14 protein-coding genes and 1 pseudogene are annotated in these 21,409 nt (G+C 35.8%); 8 read left to right on the plus strand and 7 right to left on the minus strand.

All coding sequences use genetic code 11. The features are described 5' to 3' along the window. The coding region (locus VIO64_RS03890) for a non-ribosomal peptide synthetase (RefSeq protein ID WP_331915349.1) at positions 1 to 2,244 on the minus strand (2,244 nt) is incomplete at its 3' end. 397 nt (positions 2,245 to 2,641) lie between these two features. Between VIO64_RS03890 and VIO64_RS03895 the strand changes: the two genes are divergently transcribed. From VIO64_RS03895 to VIO64_RS03905, 3 genes are all read left to right on the plus strand, one after another. After that, positions 2,642 to 2,854, plus strand: a complete 213-nt coding sequence (locus VIO64_RS03895) for a hypothetical protein (RefSeq protein WP_331915351.1) — start codon at positions 2,642 to 2,644, stop codon at positions 2,852 to 2,854. Between the two features lie 54 nt (positions 2,855 to 2,908). Continuing rightward, positions 2,909 to 3,646, plus strand: a complete 738-nt coding sequence (locus VIO64_RS03900; protein ID WP_331915353.1) for a GTP pyrophosphokinase family protein — start codon at positions 2,909 to 2,911, stop codon at positions 3,644 to 3,646. Between the two features lie 152 nt (positions 3,647 to 3,798). Further along, complete coding sequence (locus tag VIO64_RS03905; RefSeq protein ID WP_331915355.1) at positions 3,799 to 6,309, plus strand: MBL fold metallo-hydrolase; 2,511 nt, start codon at positions 3,799 to 3,801, stop codon at positions 6,307 to 6,309. Between the two features lie 9 nt (positions 6,310 to 6,318). Here VIO64_RS03905 and VIO64_RS03910 read toward each other — a convergent pair whose 3' ends face one another. Further along, positions 6,319 to 8,964, minus strand: coding sequence for a translation factor GTPase family protein (locus tag VIO64_RS03910; protein ID WP_331915357.1), 2,646 nt, complete (start codon positions 8,962 to 8,964; stop codon positions 6,319 to 6,321). Between the two features lie 286 nt (positions 8,965 to 9,250). On the opposite strand from VIO64_RS03910, the gene VIO64_RS03915 reads away from it, so the two are divergent. Together VIO64_RS03915 and VIO64_RS03920 are read left to right on the plus strand one after the other, a co-directional pair. Continuing rightward, positions 9,251 to 10,870, plus strand: coding sequence for a phosphate ABC transporter substrate-binding/OmpA family protein (locus tag VIO64_RS03915; RefSeq protein WP_331915359.1), 1,620 nt, complete (start codon positions 9,251 to 9,253; stop codon positions 10,868 to 10,870). Positions 10,871 to 10,937: 67 nt separating this feature from the next. After that, a pseudogene (locus VIO64_RS03920) lies at positions 10,938 to 11,289 on the plus strand (LURP-one-related/scramblase family protein). A 110-nt stretch (positions 11,290 to 11,399) separates the two neighbouring features. Here the strand turns inward: VIO64_RS03920 and infC are convergent. From infC to VIO64_RS03945, 5 genes are all read right to left on the minus strand, one after another. After that, positions 11,400 to 11,891, minus strand: a complete 492-nt coding sequence (gene infC / locus VIO64_RS03925; RefSeq protein WP_331915361.1) for a translation initiation factor IF-3 — start codon at positions 11,889 to 11,891, stop codon at positions 11,400 to 11,402. Between the two features lie 305 nt (positions 11,892 to 12,196). After that, a complete protein-coding gene (locus tag VIO64_RS03930) occupies positions 12,197 to 13,450 on the minus strand; it encodes a DEAD/DEAH box helicase (RefSeq protein ID WP_331915363.1) in 1,254 nt (417 codons plus the stop codon). A gap of 456 nt (positions 13,451 to 13,906) precedes the next feature. Further along, complete coding sequence (locus tag VIO64_RS03935) at positions 13,907 to 15,040, minus strand: phosphodiester glycosidase family protein (protein WP_331915365.1); 1,134 nt, start codon at positions 15,038 to 15,040, stop codon at positions 13,907 to 13,909. Between the two features lie 268 nt (positions 15,041 to 15,308). Then, positions 15,309 to 16,622 (minus strand): DUF3237 family protein, encoded by a 1,314-nt coding sequence (locus VIO64_RS03940; RefSeq protein ID WP_331915367.1) that lies wholly within the window; start codon positions 16,620 to 16,622, stop codon positions 15,309 to 15,311. Between the two features lie 14 nt (positions 16,623 to 16,636). Further along, a complete protein-coding gene (locus VIO64_RS03945; protein ID WP_331915369.1) occupies positions 16,637 to 17,608 on the minus strand; it encodes a GDSL-type esterase/lipase family protein in 972 nt (323 codons plus the stop codon). A gap of 304 nt (positions 17,609 to 17,912) precedes the next feature. Between VIO64_RS03945 and VIO64_RS03950 the strand changes: the two genes are divergently transcribed. The 3 genes from VIO64_RS03950 to VIO64_RS03960 all read left to right on the plus strand — a co-directional run. After that, a complete protein-coding gene (locus VIO64_RS03950) occupies positions 17,913 to 18,590 on the plus strand; it encodes a response regulator transcription factor (protein ID WP_331915371.1) in 678 nt (225 codons plus the stop codon). 2 nt (positions 18,591 to 18,592) lie between these two features. Beyond that, positions 18,593 to 19,792, plus strand: coding sequence for a sensor histidine kinase (locus tag VIO64_RS03955; RefSeq protein ID WP_331915374.1), 1,200 nt, complete (start codon positions 18,593 to 18,595; stop codon positions 19,790 to 19,792). Between the two features lie 126 nt (positions 19,793 to 19,918). Further along, positions 19,919 to 21,409 (plus strand): glycoside hydrolase family 11 protein (locus VIO64_RS03960; protein ID WP_331915376.1); only part of this gene is annotated, 1,491 nt, incomplete at its 3' end.

The following is a 21,409-nucleotide window of genomic DNA, read 5'->3' on the forward strand; positions in this document are numbered from 1 at the left end:
GTTTAGCTTTTCCATATCCATAACGGTTTCTATTTCATAATACCCGTGGGTTGATACCCCCCCCATCTCAAGGCCGCTGTTTCTTCCCATAAAATATGCCATCTGTACTTCTGTTAATGGAAATGTCTCATATAGATTTTCTTTGTCTAAGCTTTTCTCTGCATAACGAACAATCCTAGTTTCGCTTCTGTGTTTTAAAATGTACTCTCCAACTGCTATAATATTACTTAATTTTATAAAATCCTTAACTGGTATGTCGGCATTGAACTTTTTATGAATTTCTTCTAAAATCTGCATCATTTTCAGAGAGTCCCCGCCAACACTAAAAAAATCATCATCACGTCTAATTTTTGTGTTGTCCAAAATTTCTGACCATATCTTTAAAAGCTCAAATTCAACCTCACTTTCTATCGGATATGTTTTTAAAGACTCATCTATGCTAGGCTCAGAAGTTGAAGATATCATAGATATTACATCTTGAAATTCTTCATTTAAATACTGTTTTGCCAACTTATATCGCTGTAACTTGCCACTAGTAGTTCTTGGAATAACCTTAACAGGAATAGCATGAGTTATTGTTTGTCCGGTCTTCTTATTTACATGCTTTTTAATCTTTTCTGCTATATGTAGAAAATCCTCCAGCTTTCTCTTATACTGAATAAAGACTATCATCTCTTGTCTATGAATTCTATCATTTGTCAGACCACAAGCCGCAACTTTACCCATTTCAACTTCTTCCAATTCTTCACAAATACGTTCTATATCATGTGCGAAAAAATTTTGTCCGTTTAAAAAAATTACATCTTTTTTCCTGCCTGTTATCACCAATCTCCCGTCTTTAATAAAACCGAGATCCCCAGTTCTTAAAAAACCTTCAATAAATAAGTCTTCATTTGCTTCTTTATTGTTATAATAGCCTTGTGTTACATTTGGTCCTTTTATTACAATATTCCCAATTTCACTTTCGTTAAGTAGAACGTCATTATCATCAAGAATCTTTATTTCAACACCTGAAAGCGGAGATCCCACATCTGCAAATTCTATAAAGTTGGTATCAATATCATCTACATAAGTAACTTCATTAGATTGTGTAAAAGCTGCCCTATTGATTTTATGGCTCTTTTCAACTTCTTCTAAATTAGGAAATGTTACTGCAAGACAGGCTTCTGCCATTCCATAGACCAAAAACATTGCTGTATCATTTAAACTGCATTGCTTGAACTTATTCTTAAATTTCCTTACAACATCCATTGAGATTGGCTCTGCACCATTATATATTTGTCTAATGGTGGAAAAATCTATTTCTTCTAATGCTTTATCAGGAATCTTTTCAACCAACCATGATAGTGCAAAATTTGGACAACCAAATACCGTTGCCTTAAATTTTGTGACTTTTTCCAGAAACAACAGTGGTCTTTTAATAAATGTTTCAGGAGAAATGATAAATTGATTACCCTTAGTTTTTACGAAGGTAAGATGCATTCCTATCATACCCATATCATGAGTAAGAGGCATCCAATTTGCAACAAAATCATTACTTGTTATCTTTCCAGAAGAGATGATCTGATTTATATTATACGATAAATTTTCATGGGTGAGCATAACACCCTTAGGATTCCCTGTACTCCCTGAAGAGAACTGGATAAATGCTATGTCTTTTAAATCGGGATTATATGGAATCAAATTATTTTCTTTTCTTTCTAAATCTTCAATACATACTATTTTGCTATTCAGTTCTCCATTATCTATCATCGAATGAAAAATACTTTCAAATTCTTTTTCTGTAACAATTATATGTTTTTCTAACTGATGGCATACATTTTTAAGTTTTAAGTACCACTCGGAATTCTTTGCACCTGTGGATGATATAGTTAATGGTACCGGTATAATCCCTCCTGCAATACATGCCCAAAACAAATTTATAAAATTAAATTCACTTTTTAATTGGAATATTACCATGTCTCCTTGTTTTAAACCAAGTTGCCGCAATCCCCCCATTAGTTTAATTGCATTTGCATATAGTTCAAAATAAGATTGAAAGAACTCAGTTCCATCACCTGAAATAAAGTAAATTCCAGAAGTATTCCTCGAACTTTTTTCTGATGCTTCTTTTAAGTTCTCAAACAAAGTTGTCTTTATTATATTTTTTAATCCTTTATCTTTAGATTTAATATGTGCTTTCATATAATTTGTTCCAGCCCCCATCTGTTTAAAATTGTAAATACACCACTTTTCTATTGGCAATTGATTCCTCTTCCAGCTTATCAGTATAACTTAATCATCCAAGTTTGTCAATTGTATCTAAGTTAGATCAATTTAGATTCAACAGTTATAATAAGCATTTCAGGCCTCGCTAGAATTGACATTCAATAATTGTCGATTCTAACAAGGCCTAATTATAATAATTTTTTCCCATAAAATAGCCGTAATATATCTCTCAAACTTAAGATGCATTCAACTTATACCCTGATGCTCCAATTCTTAATATTGTTGAAGACACCTATTTGAGAAGCAGGACATTATGAAAGAATATAATACTGTTTTTAGTGTAAGAGCTGCAACAATGGACAAAACATAGGCATCCAAACAAATCCCTACGGTGGAGACTTGATAAATATTGGCATGAAAAGAACGGCAAAAGATGGCTTTTTATGGTTGCAGTGGATTTGAGGGTCAGAATATTACTGTGGTGCCGGACGAGAATCAAATATTTGTAATTCAGTCAACTCCTACTGCCAGGGGTAAAGAATATGACGATATTATCAAGCTGTTTAGAGATGGAATGCAGACATTAAAGAACAGATTTGATCATTGTTCATATTTAGTTCATATTTATATAGTAAAATTAAATTAAAGAATTTATTCAGGCCAATAATAACTAATGAAGAGTAAAAGGAGCAGATATATTATGGAGAGTAAAAAAAATATAAATATAAAGCAAATAAAAACAGAGCTAACTCGATTTATGATGTCTTATAAATTTGCATTGGATGAGGTTAATACAAAGATTGATATTTTGAGGCAAGAGTTTCGCTATATTCATGACTATAATCCTATTGAGCATGTTAAATCTCGTCTAAAGACGCCTGAAAGCATTGTAAAAAAAGTTAACAGAAAAGGACATGAACTAACAGTATCTTCAATAAAAGAAAATATCCGAGATATTGCTGGCATTCGAATTACTTGTTCCTTTATTTCCGATATTTATGAATTAAGAGACATGCTGCAAAATCAAAAAAATATCAAGGTAATTGAATGCAAGGATTATATAAAGAATCCTAAGCCTAATGGTTATAAAAGCTTGCATTTGATATTACAAATACCTATTTTTATGTCTGACAGAGCAGATGATGTCTATGTTGAAGTTCAAATAAGAACAATTGCTATGGACTTCTGGGCTAGTTTAGAGCATAAAATTTACTATAAATATGACAAAGAAATTCCTGAAGGTTTGAAGGAAGAGCTTAAGATGGCAGCAGATACGGTATCACAACTCGATGAGAAAATGGAGAGTATTCATAAAGAGGTTAGTCAATTTAAAGAGAAGGAAGATTTAAATGATGGACTGCAGGAAGTATTTATTGATAATGAAAGATTCAATATTCCCCACGATTTTTTAACAAAGTATATGCAATCATGGGGATAATGAAAATTATGTAAAATGGAATTACTAATCGGATAAGGGGATTTCAAAAATACATTATCCAAGTGTTTTTTATATAATACATATAATATCATCAATTCCCCCCTTGAAAAAAACATTATCGTGCCTTAAAATAATTCCCGGAGGCGAATTTGATGAAACTTGGATTTTGCGGTGGTGCACAAGAGGTTGGTGCAAGCTGTATTCTATTACAATTGGATGGTAAAAATATAGTTCTGGACTGTGGAATGAGAATGGGAAGTACAAGGGAATACCTGCCTGATCTCAGTATAGTCCAGGAAAACGGCGGTGTTGATGCTATTGTTATCAGCCATGCCCACATGGACCATACCGGAAGTCTTCCGGTACTTAGCAGGGAATATCCTGAAGCCAAGATATACATGACCCATGCAACCAAAGACCTTGTCCGTGTTCTGTTGTTTGATAGCCTGAAAATTATGGAGTACCGTGAAGCGGAAATACCTATTTTTGCTGAAGTTCATGTAAAAAACATGCTTGACAGGATACTATGCTTTTCACCTGGTTTTACCTTCAAACCTTTTGATAATGATATCTCAATCACATTTTACAACGCAAGCCATGTAGCCGGGGCTGCCGCCATATATATAAGCGGCAGAGAAGGAGCCTTCTTCTACAGCGGAGACTTTTCCCTCCAGCCTCAAAAAACTGTTGAAAAGGCCTCATTTCCAAAGCTTCGTCCTGATATTGCCGTCATAGAATCCACTTATGGAGACAGGCTGCATTCCAGTAGGGAAACGGAAGAAAGAAAGCTTGTTGAAAAGGTTGGAGAAATAATTAAAGCAGGCAAAAAGATCTTAATCCCTGCTTTTGCACTCGGAAGAGCCCAGGAAGTGATTCTAATACTCAAATCATCGATAAATAAGGGTATTCTCCCCCCTTTTAGGATTTATACAGACGGCATGGTCAATGATATTTGCCGGGTATACAAACTTAACCCGAATTATCTTAAAAGGCAGCTGTCAAAAAGAATATTTAAAGGAATAGATATCTTTTTTGATGATAATGTTACAGCAGTAACAAATAAACAACAACGTGAAGAAATAATAAATTCCAAGGAACCCTGCTGTATTATTTCCAGTTCGGGTATGCTCACAGGAGGTCCAAGCCAGTGGTATGCTGAAAAGCTTGCTTCTGACGAAGGAAATTTCATAGCCATAACAGGCTACCAGGATGAAGAATCACCTGGACATCAGCTATTGGAACTATCGGAAAATACCATTGATGGTGAAAGGGTCTTAAAACTGGGTGAATTAACTGTGCCTATTAGATGCGGTATAGGAAAGTTCGGCCTTTCTGCCCATGCTGATAAAACCGGAATAATTTCACTCACACACTCCCTAAGTGCAAAAAGGGTATTTTTCATACATGGAAATAGGGAAATAACATCTTCACTCGCAAATGAAGTTCAAAAAGAGTACCAAGGACGTATTTATGTGCCTGCAAACAGCGATATATATGAAATAAACCTCACAAATCCCAGAAAACAATTAACCAAGACTGAGCTTAGCTCATTGAAAAAATCCGAAACCCTTACTAAGGATAATATAAAAGAATTATGGCATTATATCATTAAAACATACGGTAATGGCAGAGCATTTACAATTGAAGAAATTTTCTTTATCTGGTCGGGACGGGAGATCAGAGAAAATGAGGTTAATGAATTTATTATCCTTATAAACACATCTTCATATTTCGAAGCAGATTTAAAGTACCCGTTTATGTTTCATGCAATTGAAGAAGATATAATAGCAGCAATTGACCAAAAGGGACCTATGGAATCTAACTCAATGCTCTCTCTAGTAGATTCACATTTCCCTAAGGAGGCAGGCATTTATAAAAAGGGTGCCCGATTTGATGAGAAGGTAGCCCTCATTTATTTTAATTTTCCTCAGGCTGCTTCTAAAAAATATGAAAATGATATAAAATCCTTTGAAGAAATATCCGGTTGGACAGTTGAAACCAATGAAGACTGTAATCTTTTGGCTGTGCAGAATCTGATAATTTCGTTACTCCCTTCCAATGCAGAATTAACTGGATCAGTATCATATTACAGGAATGAAAATCGTATAAAAGCTGCTTTGAGTGAAGAAATTAACGAAGAGACCAAAGAAAAAATTTGCTGTGAATTTCTTAACCTCTCAGGCATTAACCTGGAATTGGTAACTCCAGGTCAGAAAACAACTTCAGCACAAATTCCTGTTAAAAAATATGATTTCCAGATGGAACAAAATCAAGCACTTTCCTTGATTGACGAGGCTTTTCGGGATAAACCCGACAAGCTTTACCGAAAAAGCATCAAGTCTATAGACGGCGAAGGCTCTATAGAACTCTCTTTTATCTCCCCTGCTATCGGAGAAAAATACCGTTCTTTGATAGATGAGTTGGAAAGCAGGATCAGATGGAGTTTGAGAATAAATCCCACGCCGAACCAGAATGAAATATTCAATACAGGTACAAGATTGTTTATGCAAAAGGGTATTCCTCTTAAAAAAAATCTCGCATATCTGCCAAAGGAAATGGTTATAAAGGCTGTTGTCAGTTCTATTGAGCCCGAAATGGAACAAACCATAAAAAATGAATTTTGGGATAAAACCGGCATGGAACTGATTATTATTAACAGCTAACGACTACTACTATTTATCATCTGCTTTTTTAACCATGCCTTCCATCTTCTTTTTTACTTCCTGTGGCAATGCATCAACAAGGTAATTGCGATCTATTCCTATCATTTCTCTATATTCAGTCATCATTTTGTTATTGGCACCTACAATCTCAGCCTGCAGCTCCCTGGCAGACAACAAGGAACACCCCTCACCTCTTACAATCATCTGCTGTAAACCGTCTGATGTAGCAACTGTAATATTATAGTTTTTCTTATTATCATGAGCAAATTTTTCAATATAATTGTCCGCTGTCTGTGCCTCCCTGGTATATACCAAGTGGATATTATAATAATCAATTACCTCTTCACGATGTCCCTGAACACGATAAGCATCAAACACGGCAATGATCACACATTTCCGAATGGACTGGTAATTACTGAGAATGTCAAGCAATTTTATTTTTGCAGAATCCATGTTTTCATCTGCAAGCTCTTTAAGCTCCGGCCATGCAAAGATAATATTGTAGCCATCCACAAGAAGATAATCCGCTTTTGCTTCCTTTGGTCGGCTAGTATTAGCGGCAGGTTTATGGTTGCTTTCATAATATGTCTTTTCTCTTTTCCAGACAGCCTTCCTGCCTTGGTTTGCATAGAAGGTTTTATTGATAATTTGATCAATTTCCTCCAAGCTGATTGACCTTTCTTCTGAATATGATTTGTACTTTGGGTTTGTTACATCTAAATGAGATTTCTTCAAATAGCTTTCAACATGCATGTAATTCTTTACTTCATTCCATTCCACCAGAAAGCCTGTACCTTGGGCACAAAACACAGAACCTGTAGGATTAGCCAAATCTCTCTCAGAATCGTATCCTATGCGTTCTATAACCTCATTTGCATTATGGCATGGCTCATATCCTTTAAGGCTGCAAAACAACCTTCCAATACCTTTTGTATAGGCCATTACCTCCTTCTGATAATTCCTCATAGTTATAACAGGTGCACTCCCTACAAGAACTGCCATATCGCCATTTATCTGGGAAATCTCGGATGTGCCATGCATTTTCTCAATATCAGTCATAGCCCTTCCCACCATTTTCTCAGGCAGCTCCAACTGGAAGGAGTAATAAGGCTCCAACAAAATGGATTCCGCCTCCTTTAAGCCCTGCCGCACTGCACGGTAGGTGGCCTCTCTGAAGTCGCCTCCTTCTGTATGCTTATTGTGTGCTCTGCCTGAGACTAAAGTTATTTTCATGTCTGTAATATTTGATCCTGTCAATACACCTTTATGAGCTTTTTCTTTCAGATGTGTTAGGATAAGCCTTTGCCAGCTTTTACTCAGGACATCCTCACTGCATTCTGACCTATATAGGATGCTGCTTCCCGGCTCTCCAGGCTCCAATAACAAGTGGACTTCTGCATAATGCCTCAATGGTTCAAAGTGCCCTACACCTTCAACAACATTTCCAATAGTCTCTTTATATACAATCTTTCCGTCATCAAATGCTACATCCACATCAAACCGGCTTTTAATAAGGCTTTGCAGAATTTCAATCTGGACTTCTCCCATTATCTTTGCCTGAATTTCCTGCAGCTGCTCATCCCAGACAATTTGAATCTCCGGCTCCTCTTCCTCAATCTGACGAAACTTTGGAATCATAACTCTTGGGTCGCAACCTTCAGGGAGTACCACTCTATAAAGCAGCACCGGCTCCAATACAGGAGCTGCTGAGGCCTTCTCTATTCCCAAACCGTCTCCAGGCTTGGATTCAATTAAACCCGTCACTGCAACTACAGAACCTCCATCAACCTCATTTACCGGCTCAAATCTCTGACCGGAATAAATGCGAATTTGATTTACTTTCTCTTCCCACGCACCATTGGTCAACACATCTTTCACCTTAAGCTTTCCGCCTGTTAGCTTCATGTGTGTGAGTCGGTTACCCTGCTCGTCCCTTGTTATTTTGAATATTTTAGCCCCAAACTCATCAGGATAGCCAGGTGCTTTTGTATACTTTATCAAGCCATGAACAAACTGATCAATACCTTCCAATTTTAATGCTGACCCGAAGAAACACGGAAATACTTTGCGTTCCCTGACAGCCAAACTAACCTTTTCAGTATCAATTTTTCCTGTATTCAAATAAGCTTCCATCATAATTTCATCGCACATTGCCAATTGGTCATAAAAAACGTCTTCCTTAACTTGTCCAAATTCAATGCATCTGTCATCCAACTGCTTTTTAATTTCATTTACCAACTTGTCCCTATCGGTGCCATTCTGGTCCATCTTATTGACGAATAAAAACACTGGTATCTTATACATATCAAGCAGTCGCCATAAAGTTTTGGTATGCCCCTGAACTCCATCAGCACCACTTATAACTAAAATTGCATAATCCAGCACCTGAAGTGTTCGCTCCATTTCAGCTGAGAAGTCTACATGGCCTGGAGTATCCAATAAAGTTATCCTTGCTCCATCTATTTCAAATATGGCCTGCTTCGAAAAAATGGTGATACCTCTTGCCCTTTCCAGTTCATAGGTATCCAAATACGCATCCTTATTATCCACTCTTCCAAGCTTCCTTATCCTACCACTTAAATATAACATGCTCTCCGATAATGTTGTCTTACCTGCATCCACATGTGCAAGTATTCCGATAACTAATTTTCCCATAATTTCTTTTTAAATCCTTCATCTTATCTATGTTTCTATGTCTTTATTCTCATACACTATATCATCCTCCATTATTTCATTATAATTGTCAACAATAATTCTTAATAACCATTAATTTTTTATTTCTCTGTATAAATTTATGCATTATTATGGATAAATTGTTGATACCACATAATATATATGGTATTATTTATAAATTAATGGAAAATTCTTTTCTTAGAACATTCATTTATCATTTACAGTTAATATTTAAGAACAATTTATAAAAATTTTAGGAGATCCAAAAATGAATATTTCAAAAAAGTGCCTTAATACCATGTGCAATAAATATGAAGATGCAAGCAAGAGAAATTTTAAACCATGCTCTGATTGTGCTTATCTATTTAAACCCGGTATAAGAGGCTTATTAAGCGATACCAGAAAAATCGGTGTTCCCGTTTTGTTAATTTCAATTCTTATTATCACTGGCTTTGCAATTAGTAAGGCTTTTTGGGGAAACCATACTATTGAAGCTTCAAGTTCCTCAGTATCAAATGAAATCAATAGTCCCATAGAAGACACAGACCCAAAATTACCCAGTAATTCAGAAAATAAACCCGAAACAGTATTAAGAATTCATGGCTCAAATACTATAGGCACAAATTTGATGCCAAAACTGGTAGAAGGTTATCTTGAAAAAAAGGGAGCTATAGAAATAAAAACAAAAGAAGGAGCAAACCCACAAGAAAAAAAGGTAGAATTCAAGTGGTCAAATCAGGATGATAAAGCGAATACTGTTGAAATCTATTCACATGGGTCAAGCACCGCATTTAAGGACTTTGAATTAGCAGCATGCGATATTGGTATGACATCCCGGAAAATAAACCAACTGGAACTTAGTAAGCTTAAGGCTATTGGTCTTGGTGATCTCTCTACTCTTAAATCAGAATTTATAATTGCACTAGATGGCATCTCGGTAATAGTAAACAAGAATAATCCTATAAACCACTTATCTGTTGAACAAATTTCAGATATATTTAGCGGAAAAATTACCAATTGGTCACAAGTTGGTGGGAAAGATAGTAAAATCAAAGTTTTTTCAAGGGATGAAAATTCGGGAACTTATGAAATATTTAAAAATCTCATACTTAGTGATAAAGCTCTTTTAAGTGAAGCGGTACGGATAGAGAGTGCTGAGGGCTTGTCCAATGAGGTATTAAAGGACATAAATTCCATAGGGTTCACCAGTTTTTCATATACTGGAGACACTAAACCTCTTTCAATATCACAAGGTACTGCAGCCCCTGTATTTCCAAATACCTTTAACATAGCTACAGAAGAATATTACCTGAGTAAAAGAATATATTTATACTGTCCTGAAAAAATCCAAAACCCCTATGCAACTGAGCTTATAAATTACATTACAGATGATGAGGGGCAGAATATAATAAAAAATTGCGGCTTTGCTACAATAGATATTCAAGTTGATGAAAATTTCAGACCATTTACCAAACCAACTTTTAAAAGCCAGGAAGCAGAGCAAAAGTACAATCAGATTGTTTCCAATGCCCAAGGAAGACTTTCCATCAACTTTTTATTTAAAAACGGCAGTTCTGAGCTAGATAATAAATCCACAAAGGATTTGGAAAAGGTTATAAACTTCTTATTTAGAAATAAATATATTAATTCTAAGATTTTATTAGTCGGATATTCGGATAATAAAGGTGATTACAATATGAATATCAAGCTGTCCAATCAAAGAGCCCTGCGTGTAAAAGAAAAAATTCTAAGCCAATTCAAAGTTCTTGACGGCAGAGTAGATATTTTAGGTATGGGGCCAGAAATGCCCATTACATCAAACAACACAAGCGGAGGTATGGACAGAAATAGAAGGGTTGAGGTTTATATTATGAAAAATGCAAATTAGAGGGAAATGCATAATGAAGTTAGTTATTAAACAAAAAGTGTTTTTATGGGGTGACAAGTTTTCCGTTATGGACGAATTTGGTAATATTAGGTATAACGTGAAGGGAGAAGCTTTTTCAATCGGTAAAAAACTTCATATTTATGATAACGCTGAAAATCAAGTTGCGTTTATATGTCAGAAAGTCCTTTCCTCAGAAGTATTCAATAATAGGGCTTAACTGGGATGCAGAAGGCAGCTTCAGTACCCACGATTATTCTATAAGCAAAAACGGAAGTCCAATTGTTTCTATACATAAAAAATGGTTTACCTGGGGTGACTGTTATGAATTGGATATCTCAGAATCAGCAGACGAGATAATTGCTTTGGCTGTGGTGCTTGCAATCGATTGTGTATTGGCAGCTGCTAATAACAATTCATAATCACTGTCCCCAGAAAGAAGGTCATTCCGCTTTGCATGATAGGCAGCCTGCAGTCGAGCTGCCTATCATCAAGCTTTCTCCAACCAGGTGATTAATATCGTTTATCTTTATTATTTTTTCGGATTCAATAACATTACCATACTTTTTCCTTCAAGCATCGGATGCTTTTCTACGGTCCCAACATCCATAACCGCATCTGCGAATTTTTCCAGCACTTCTTTGCCGGCTACTGTAAAACGCATTTCTCTGCCTCGAAATCTTATACTGACTTTTACTTTATATCCGTCCTGCAAAAACTTATATGCACTTTTTGCTTTAAAGTCAAAGTCATGTTCTTCAATTTTAGCAGACACTCTTACTTCCTTAACCGTAAGCACCTTTTGATTTTTTCTGGCTTCCTTTTCCTTCTTAGTCTTTTCATACATACATTTACCATAGTCCATAATCTTACATACAGGTGGTATTGCATTCGGTACAATTTTCACGAGATCAAGGTTCTTTGAAATTGCCAGTTTTTGTGCATCCATAGATGTTACAATTCCTAGCATAGCCCCGTCAGTATCAATAAGTCGAACCTCTCTGTCCCTTATCTCATCATTCATAGGCAGCTCATTTTTTCTAATATAAAACACCTCCTATTGATATTTTTAGTGTATAGCTTTTATTTATTTTGATTATAAAAATTGAGAGTGGATACACAAAGTAATCCACTCTTCGTAACTATTAAGTATTAATTGAATTATAGTTTAGTTGTAAACAAAACCACTATCCAAAACGAGAAGCACAGACTTCTATTTTTGTAATCATCTAATTATACCACTATTAATTGCATTTATGTAGCCTATTAAAAAATATATTCTTCTAATTGCTGTATATACTACTAAATTCAATTAAAATAGTAATTTATTTATATTGTTTTTGAAGATCTATTATCTTTTGCATTATGGGTATTATTCATTGTATTTTTTGTTGTATTCTTTGTTGTATTCTTTGTAGTGCCCTTTTTCTCCTCAACGTCCATCCGATTTAAAGGATAGGGATGACCTTCAACCACAGGTATAATCTTGGCTATCAGTTTTTGAATATCTTTAAGATATGGCTTTTCATCTTCGTCACAAAATGAAAGTGCTACTCCGCCCAATCCTGCTCTCCCTGTACGACCTATTCTATGGACATACGTCTCCGGCATATTGGGCAAATCAAAATTAATTACATGGGACAATTCATCCACATCAATACCTCTTGCAGCTATATCTGTTGCTACCAGTACCCTAGTCTTTTTAGCCTTGAAATTGTTTAATGCTTGCTGCCGTGCTGCCTGGGATTTGCTTCCATGAATAGCTTGCACCTTAATCCCTGCTTTGATAAGATCTTTTACTATCTTGTCTGCCCCGTACCTGGTTCGCGAAAACACCAATGCGGAAGCAATAGACTTATCCTTTAACAGGTGTAAAAGCAGATGTTTCTTATGCTTTTTCCCAACAAAAAACACTGACTGTTCAATAATATCCACTGTAGATGATATAGGAGTAACTGCTACTCTAACAGGATCCGTCAAAATTGAATCCACCAACTTTGAAATCTCCTTAGGCATAGTTGCAGAGAATAGCATTGTCTGCCTTACACCAGGCAAATGCGATATGATTCTTTTTACGTCGGCTACAAGCCCCATATCCAGCATTCGATCTGCTTCATCAAGCACAAAATATTTGATATGACTTAGGTCTATATACTTCTGGTTCATTAGGTCAAGCAATCTTCCTGGGGTTGCGATTAATATATCTATTCCCTTCATTAATATGTCTGTCTGATGTTTTTGCGACACTCCGCCAAATATAACTCCATTTCTAAGACCTAAATTTCGCCCATAGGCAGTAAAACTTTCTCCAACCTGAAGGGCTAACTCGCGTGTTGGAGTTAATATTAAGGCCTTTATGTTTTTGGAACCTTTTCTGTCTCTCTGCTCTTTACAAAGGTTTTGCAAAATGGGAATTGCAAATGCTGCAGTCTTTCCGGTACCTGTCTGAGCACATCCCAGCAAGTCCTTTCCTTCAAGCAGCGGCGGAATCGCTTGCCTCTGTATTTCAGTTGGTGTTGTATACCCCTCTTTCTTTAACGCCTCTCGAATTGGCGAAATAAGATTTAATTCTTCAAATGACATTTTTTCTCCTTTGACTTATCTTCTATGTTATAGTTTAGGTTTCTTTACTGAATTAGGTTTGCCAGTCACTCTGGACTTTCTTGTTACTTTCTTAACTATATTCTTCTTTTTCTTTAGCCTGTCTGGGTTTTTAAATGACATTAAACTACCACCTTTTCCATATAATCTTAATTTACATCTATATACAAACAACAATTCAATTACTGCTCATTAGTAAATTGTGTCCACTTTTGCTGTGAAATACGCTCACAACAATAAAAGAGCGGATTAACAAAGTAATCCACTCATCGTAACACCAAAGTATTAACGAAATAATAGTCAGACTATTAGAAAGACCACTATCCAAAACGAAAAGTACACTTCCTATTTTTGTAATCATCTTATTATACCATTAATTAATGAAGTTGTATGTTTTATTTTAAAAATATTTTTAATATTTGTACAAGCAGTTCTTTATTACTTCACATATAATATGTCGCTAATAGCACGCTCTGTAGTTTTTCCACCGGGCATGTTTACTACTCTTCCATTAAAGTACATGGTTGCAGATAATCCTCCGTCGAGATTGTACGCTTCTTTACATCCTAAGTCCTTAAATGTTTTTGCAAAATCCACCATAGTCATACCTGCACTATAGCCTGCTGATCTTCCATCCACAACTATGAATATAAAATGATTAGGTTCTATCATACCTATCCCAGTACGTGGATGTGCTGATAAAAGGTAAGTCGGACCCTGATCAGACGGAACATTTGTAAAAGTCGTCAAAACATTCCCCCCCTTAGCCAGGATAGGTCCAAAGGATACCACTTGAAGTGCCCTATTAGCCAATAAGGTTGATGTAGATACATTTTTTTCAGTTGCAGTTTCCATAAGCCCATTCTCATATAGGATAAGACAGTCTCTAACCGGTATCTCCCTGTATAATTTACCATTTCTTATTTCTATACCGTCATTCCTGAATCCATAATAGTTACCGTTAACTGCAAAAATCGCATTGTTATCCTTTGCCATCTTTGAAGTTGTTTCAGTAATATTTTTCCCAAAGGTATTTCTTGCAAATGCAGACAAAATGGTTGAATCACCGCTTAATTTTACATCTGCAACAAAGTATGTAATCATAGAACTGCCAGTTCCTTTTTGAACCTTTTTAATACTGATATTTGTTGTTGCACTTTTGTAATTCCAATCATCAATCTGAGTAGTTGCATTGGCTGTTGGAGTTGGAGTCGGAGTTAATTTTACTGTTGGAGTTGGTGTTGGGACTAGTTTTATGGTTGGTGTTGGTGTCGCTTTTATTGTTGATGTTGCAGTAGTTACTATCTTATTGAAATTGCCTGCAACAATGACTACATCAGTCATGTTTATTACGCCGTCATTACTCAAATCATAAGATTCAACATACTTTCCATCCCCTCTGGATGAATTGAATACACCCGCCATAATAATTACATCAGTCATGTTTATTACGCCATCATTACTCAAATCTCCCGGTGGAGTTGATGCATTTGACAACACACTGATCTGTACAAAACATGTAGCAATACTGCTCCATATAAGTACCAAAATTAACGCTTTTTTCACCCTCATAATGTACACTTCCCCCCTTGAAACAATAATAAATAAATATACAAAAATTCATATCAGCCTCAAAACATAGGAATAAGGCCATTATATTAATAACAAATACAATGCTCTTTTTTGTCGCATTATGATAGACTTGAGATTGTATTTTGCTTAATATGGCCCCACATAGAATTAAAAGCAACCAACATTGTAGAATGGTTTCCACTAATGTTGGTTGCTTTTAATCTAAACAGTTGGATCGAGCTCTTTTGGCCTCACCATAAATGAAATGCTACTTTTGGCTTTCATAAAATGTAATTGAGACCCCAGCTGATATCATTGCCGGATTTGAACTCAAATATAAATTATTATTCAAGTAAGAATATTTACTATCTGCCCGGACTTCAAATGTAGGTACAAGGGCCCCAAATTGTCCGCCATTTCGCACTATTATTATCTCCCCATCATTGGTCATCCAAAGATATCTGGCATCAATTGTCATAGGCGATGAGAGATTCTGGTAATCTGCTCCTGCAGGTATAATCTTGGCATTAAGTTTTCCAGTCACTGTACCGCCCGTTATGGGAATGATGTTTCTGTTTCCGCCCTTCTTAGTTGCTCCTACAGACTGGCTTGATCCAAGGCTAACTGATTCAACAATAAATTGGCTGCCATTCTTTTCTGATGATGCTTTTCTATAATCCCACGGTTGGTCCTTTACATCTGTAGGTTCATTTACTGTAATCGAGTTGCTTGAATTGGGATTTATGTTTATGCCTGATACATCATACACACTTATTTTCATAGTCTTAGCTGCAGTATCAATAATGCGTCTGCCAACATATTTACCTGTATTGAGCCAACTATAAGAACTGGAGGTTGGTGCTTCAAAATCCGGTACCATTCTTATATCATTTTGATTTGCAGCTGTGCCCGCACTTCTTAGATATATATAGGTCCCATCTGTGGTTTTAATTACAAATATCTGTTCGATTTCCATTGCACCATTTGAAATATCCAGTTGAAAATCAAGCCCTCCCGACATTATAGAGCCGGATAGTTTTGTTCCTGTTATAGTGCCGCCTTGGATCACATATACTTTTCTTTGACCATATTGAGTTTTACCCAAGTCGTAAACTTGATCAAGCTTCATACTTGCCTCCAAAACCAGCGACCCGTTTTCCGGTTTTGGAATCCCATCCGCCATTCCACATGTCCAAGACTTATGGGGAATAAGTATCTTTTCAATATCATTTGTCTGCTGCGGTGATGTTGGAGTAGGTATGCTTGTGCTGATTATTACTTTATTGAATTGACCTGCAATAAGTATTACATCAGCCATATTTATGGAATTATCACTATTTAGGTCATATTCGGCTTTATATTTTTCATCTCCTGAAACAGAATTAAAAGCACCTGCTAAAAGTATAACATCTGCCATATTAACTACCTTGTCATCATTTAAATCAGGTGCCTTTGTTCCTTGTGCTGTTGATATGCATTGAATAAAACCTACTGTGATAAAAATCATAATTACAAAAGAAATAAATAGCAAACCATGCCTTCTTGTGCTTATCATATGAATCCTATCCTCCGATTTTACCATTTATCACTCCAGCACTAATATGAGTAGTTAAATTTTGAGGCAATCATAATTACATCACTCATATTAATGACTCCGTCATTATTCAAATCACATTTTACATCATAATTGCTTTGTTCTTTTATTGCATTAAAGCGTGAAGCAATTAGTATGACATCAGCCATATTAACAACCCTGTCTCCATTAACATCTTGAGGTACCGGATTAACACTGCTTGGGGTATTTGTAGGAGTGTTAGTTGGAGTATTTGTAGGGGTATTTGTAGGGGTACTGTTTCCCGACATAGACTTTAAAACTGTGATTGTACTGTCATACCATATTTTAGCTGCTTTAATATATCCATTAACATTGAGGTGCAAACCATCTGAAGAAAGGTCTGTGCTTCTTACAAAATTCATGCTGCTCATCTTGTTAAAGTAGACGCTCTTGCCCTCGCTGACCTTTTGCTGAATAACTCCCGGAATTTCCGAATTGTATTTTGTAACGCTGTCGGGCACAGGATAATAATCCGATACAAATATCTTAATATTGGGCTTTTGTTTAATAATCTGATCTATCAAGTTGCTAAGACCGGTAGGGTTTGTTTTACCCGTCTGAAGTAAATCGTTTCCTCCGATCCACAGCAGTATTACATCCGGATTATGGGTAGCAAGCCAGTTATTTACATTACTTGCCACCTGAGGAATAGTCCAACCTGAATGGCCTTCATTATCTCTATCAGGCAAGGTACTCGGTCCTTTCTGGTTTGATCCGACAAAATCAAAATCAATTCCTGCATTTTTGTAATGTTTATATAATTCAGTACGATAGGACCCCATATTCGGGTCACCCATACCTTCTGTACAGGAATCACCAATGGGCATTATTTTAATTGGTGCTGCAGCAGAGGATGTTAATGTAGGATATGTAGAAATTCCTCCGATAGTTATCGCACCGATCAATAACACTGAAGATAGTACTTTGTGAAACTTAAAATTAATTTTTGACATTTTTGTAACCTCCCGAATATTATTTATGCAAAAAAGTTCCCTAATTTAAAAATAAATTAATTGATAGAAAAAATGCCGTGTAGATTAATATAAAACACTTTATAATGTTAAAAGTTATTGACCGAAAACCTCCCTTCCATAAAGCAAACCACTTGATTCTTCCAAATTTTATATTTCATTTATATTTTAAAAAAGTAACCTTAATCTTTTCTTAAGAAATAATATATACATAACTAATTTGTTAAGTTATTCTTAAGGTAGCTATTGTATAATAAAGTTATGAAATCTGCAAGGTGGTGAAAACATGAGAATATTGCTTGTTGAAGATGAAATTCATCTTTCAGAAGCTCTCTTATACACGTTAAGAAAGAACAATTACATAGTCGATGCAGCTTATGATGGAATAACAGGCCAGCAAATGGCCGAAACGCTGGTTTACAACCTTATTATCCTTGATAGAATGCTGCCTGGAAAGGAAGGCCTTGATATACTGAAAGAACTGCGAAAGCAAGGTATAACAACACCTATCCTTATATTGACCGCAAAAGATTCGGTTAAGAATAGGATTGAAGGGCTTGATAGCGGTGCGGATGACTATTTGATAAAACCTTTCTCAAAAGACGAACTTCTGGCAAGAATAAGAGCTCTAGGAAGAAGACAGACAGAAATAATAATAAATGAGGAATTAAACATAGGAAGTATGACCTTTAATCCATTAAAGGGCGAAATAAAAACAAAAAGTCAGACCTTAAAACTTACATCAAAAGAATCTCAGATTCTTGAAATCCTTATTAAAAATAAAGCCCTGGTTATTTCGAAGGAACAACTTATGGAGAGAATTTGGGGATTTCAATCAGATATTGAGCTTAATAATATTGAAGTATATCTATCATATCTAAGGAAAAAACTTGCACTGATAGATTGCGGGATTAAAATTGAAACCATCAGAGCTAGAGGTTATTGCCTGAAGGAGGTTTTGTAAAAATGTTTCGGAAACTTAAGATCAAGTTTATCATGACCAATATAGTTTCTTTAACAATTGTTTTACTTATGATTTTTTCCGGAATATATTTTTCAATGAAATATTGGATAAAATTTCAGGCAGATATGATACTAAATACCATTGCAAGAGATGAAAAATTGAGCTCCGATTATAATCCGTCACTGGTAAGATTCTTTTTTGTCAAAATGGATCCATATGGGAAAACAATAGGATCTGATTCAGATATTACTATTTCTGAGGATGATATGGAAACTTTTAAAGACTTAGCACTTAAAAGGGAAGTTACTACTGGAAATATTATTAATAATAATTACAAATTTAAATTTTTAATAGTTCCTAAAGGATATGGATCTATACTGGTATTTCTCGATTATAGTGTTGAAGAAGTAATGATTAAACCGCTTTTATTTATCAGTATTTTCATTAGTCTGGTAACCCTTACACTGGTTTTCATAATAAGTATTTTTCTTGCCAACAAATCCATTCAGCCTATAAAAGGATCATGGGAAAAGCAAGCTGCTTTTATTGCAGATGCATCACATGAACTTAGGACACCCCTTGCAGTAGTAACCTCAAATTTGGAAATAGTAATGGAAAACGAGACGGAAACTGTCGGAAGCCAGAAAAAGTGGTTTGGCAACATCCAAAGCGAATTGGAACGCATGAGAAAACTTGTTGATGATTTATTGTTTTTGGCAAGGGCAGATGCTGAAGATGAGTTTCCTAAAGATTATTTTGATTTAAGCGGATTATTATTTAAAATATGCGATTCTTTTATGCCGCTTGCAAAAAAGAAAGGATTAGCCCTAACCCTGTATAATAAAGATAATATCACAGCATATGGTAATGAATTTCGAATAAAACAGCTTATAACAATACTATTGGATAATGCGATAAAGTATACTGGCTGTGGAGGGAAAATCCATTTGAGGTTGGAATCTAATGCAACAATGTATCAATTGTCTATCATTGACTCTGGTGAAGGTATTCCTAAAGAACATATAGATAAAATTTTTGACAGGTTCTATAGAGTAGATAAATCCCGCTCCAGGGCTTACGGAGGTTCAGGATTAGGCTTGGCTATAGCAAAATGCATCATTAATGAGCACAAGGGAGTTATTAACATTATAAGTGAGGTTGGAAAAGGAACAGAGGTCACCGTATTTCTTCCTGTTGAATAGAGTTAATAAACACTGACCACCTTTATAAAATGAGTAAAAATAGTCTTATGGATTTATTTCTTAATACGTGTTACATTTATTATATGACATATTTTTTCAAAATATTTATAAAAGGAGGAGTGTACAATGAAACAAAAATTGGTGGTAATTCTTGTAGTTTTATTTTGTTTTACCATCTTATTTCCAGTAACGGTACATGCAGGACCAACGCTTACATCAAATGCAACCGGTACTTTTGAAGGCTACAACTACGAATACTGGAAAGATAACGGTACCGGTACTATGACTCTCAATGGGGGTGGTACGTTCAGCTGCTCATGGAGTAATATCAATAATATATTATTCCGTACAGGTAAGAAATTGGGCTCGACCAAGACTTATCAGGATTACGGTAATATCTCCATTGATTACTCTTGCAACTACCAGCCCAACGGCAACTCATATATGGCTGTCTATGGGTGGACGGAAGATCCCCTTGTAGAATATTACATCATAGATAGTTATGGCACCTGGAAGCCACCGGGAAATGGTATACCGATGAAGGGAACAATTACCGTTGATGGACGTACATATGAGGTTTATCAAAACTCCAGAACAGGGCCTTCCATTAAGGGCGATACAACTTTCCAGCAGTATTGGAGTATCTGCACATCTAAAAGAACAAGCGGAACCATTAGTGTCAGTGAACACTTTAAAGCATGGGAAGCTAAAGGAATGAAGATGGGCAAAATGTACGAAGTCTCCATGGTTGTTGAAGGATATCAAAGTAGTGGTAAAGCGGATATGACTAAGATGGATCTAAAAATCGGCACATCTTCGTCACCCACAGTACCAAGTAGTCCAAGCCCAACACCTACAAGGCCAACAATGAGCCCAACGCCTACAAAACCAATAACATCACCCTCCAACTCAAGTTCCTCACTAAAGGGTGATCTTAATAATGATGGCGTTATAAACATGGCTGATGTTATACTTTTGGCTACCAAATTTAATTCGGTGGCTGGAGATGGAAAATATGTCTCATCATATGACTTAAATAATGATAGCTCAATAAACATGGCTGATGTCATTATAATTGCTTCAAATTTTAATAAAGAAGTTAGTGCCAACACACCGACAACTACTGTTAAAGTTACCCCTACTCCTATTCCAACAGCTTCAGGAACTGCACTATATCAATTAGCTGCAGCCAAGGGAATAACGTTTGGTACATGTGTTAACAGTCAATGGTTCTCAAATACAACAGGTACAACGTATGCTGATATTCTGAAAAACGAATTTGGAATGGTTGTAGCTGAGAATGAGATGAAAGTTGATGCTATAGAGCCTTCACAAAATAATTTCAACTTTACAAACGGCGATAAATTGGTTAACTATGCTGTAAGTAACAATAAAAAAGTGCGTGGACATACTCTTGTATGGCATGCTCAACTTCCTGGATGGATGAATAATTGGAGTGGAAGTCGTGATGGACTAATTTCAGCCATGAATAACCACATTACCAAGACTATGGATCATTTTAAGGGAAAAATCGCAGAATGGGACGTTGTCAACGAAGCTTGTGACGATAGTGGTAATGGACTTAGAAGAAGTGTATGGACAAATAAAATCGGTAAT

The organism is Pseudobacteroides sp., assembly GCF_036567765.1.
GTDB lineage: Bacteria > Bacillota > Clostridia > Acetivibrionales > DSM-2933 > Pseudobacteroides.

Bases quoted from the DNA above. Each gene is read 5' to 3' on its own strand.
- VIO64_RS03910 (WP_331915357.1), bottom strand. From the start codon at position 8,964: ATGGGAAAATTAGTTATCGGAATACTTGCACATGTGGATGCAGGTAAG.
- VIO64_RS03915 (WP_331915359.1), top strand. From the start codon at position 9,251: ATGAATATTTCAAAAAAGTGCCTTAATACCATGTGCAATAAATATGAA.
- VIO64_RS03900 (WP_331915353.1), top strand. From the start codon at position 2,909: ATGGAGAGTAAAAAAAATATAAATATAAAGCAAATAAAAACAGAGCTA.
- VIO64_RS03905 (WP_331915355.1), top strand. From the start codon at position 3,799: ATGAAACTTGGATTTTGCGGTGGTGCACAAGAGGTTGGTGCAAGCTGT.
- VIO64_RS03940 (WP_331915367.1), bottom strand. From the start codon at position 16,622: ATGGTAAAATCGGAGGATAGGATTCATATGATAAGCACAAGAAGGCAT.
- VIO64_RS03945 (WP_331915369.1), bottom strand. From the start codon at position 17,608: ATGTCAAAAATTAATTTTAAGTTTCACAAAGTACTATCTTCAGTGTTA.
- VIO64_RS03955 (WP_331915374.1), top strand. From the start codon at position 18,593: ATGTTTCGGAAACTTAAGATCAAGTTTATCATGACCAATATAGTTTCT.
- VIO64_RS03935 (WP_331915365.1), bottom strand. From the start codon at position 15,040: ATGAGGGTGAAAAAAGCGTTAATTTTGGTACTTATATGGAGCAGTATT.
- VIO64_RS03930 (WP_331915363.1), bottom strand. From the start codon at position 13,450: ATGTCATTTGAAGAATTAAATCTTATTTCGCCAATTCGAGAGGCGTTA.
- infC (WP_331915361.1), bottom strand. From the start codon at position 11,891: ATGAATGATGAGATAAGGGACAGAGAGGTTCGACTTATTGATACTGAC.
- VIO64_RS03950 (WP_331915371.1), top strand. From the start codon at position 17,913: ATGAGAATATTGCTTGTTGAAGATGAAATTCATCTTTCAGAAGCTCTC.
- VIO64_RS03895 (WP_331915351.1), top strand. From the start codon at position 2,642: ATGGCTTTTTATGGTTGCAGTGGATTTGAGGGTCAGAATATTACTGTG.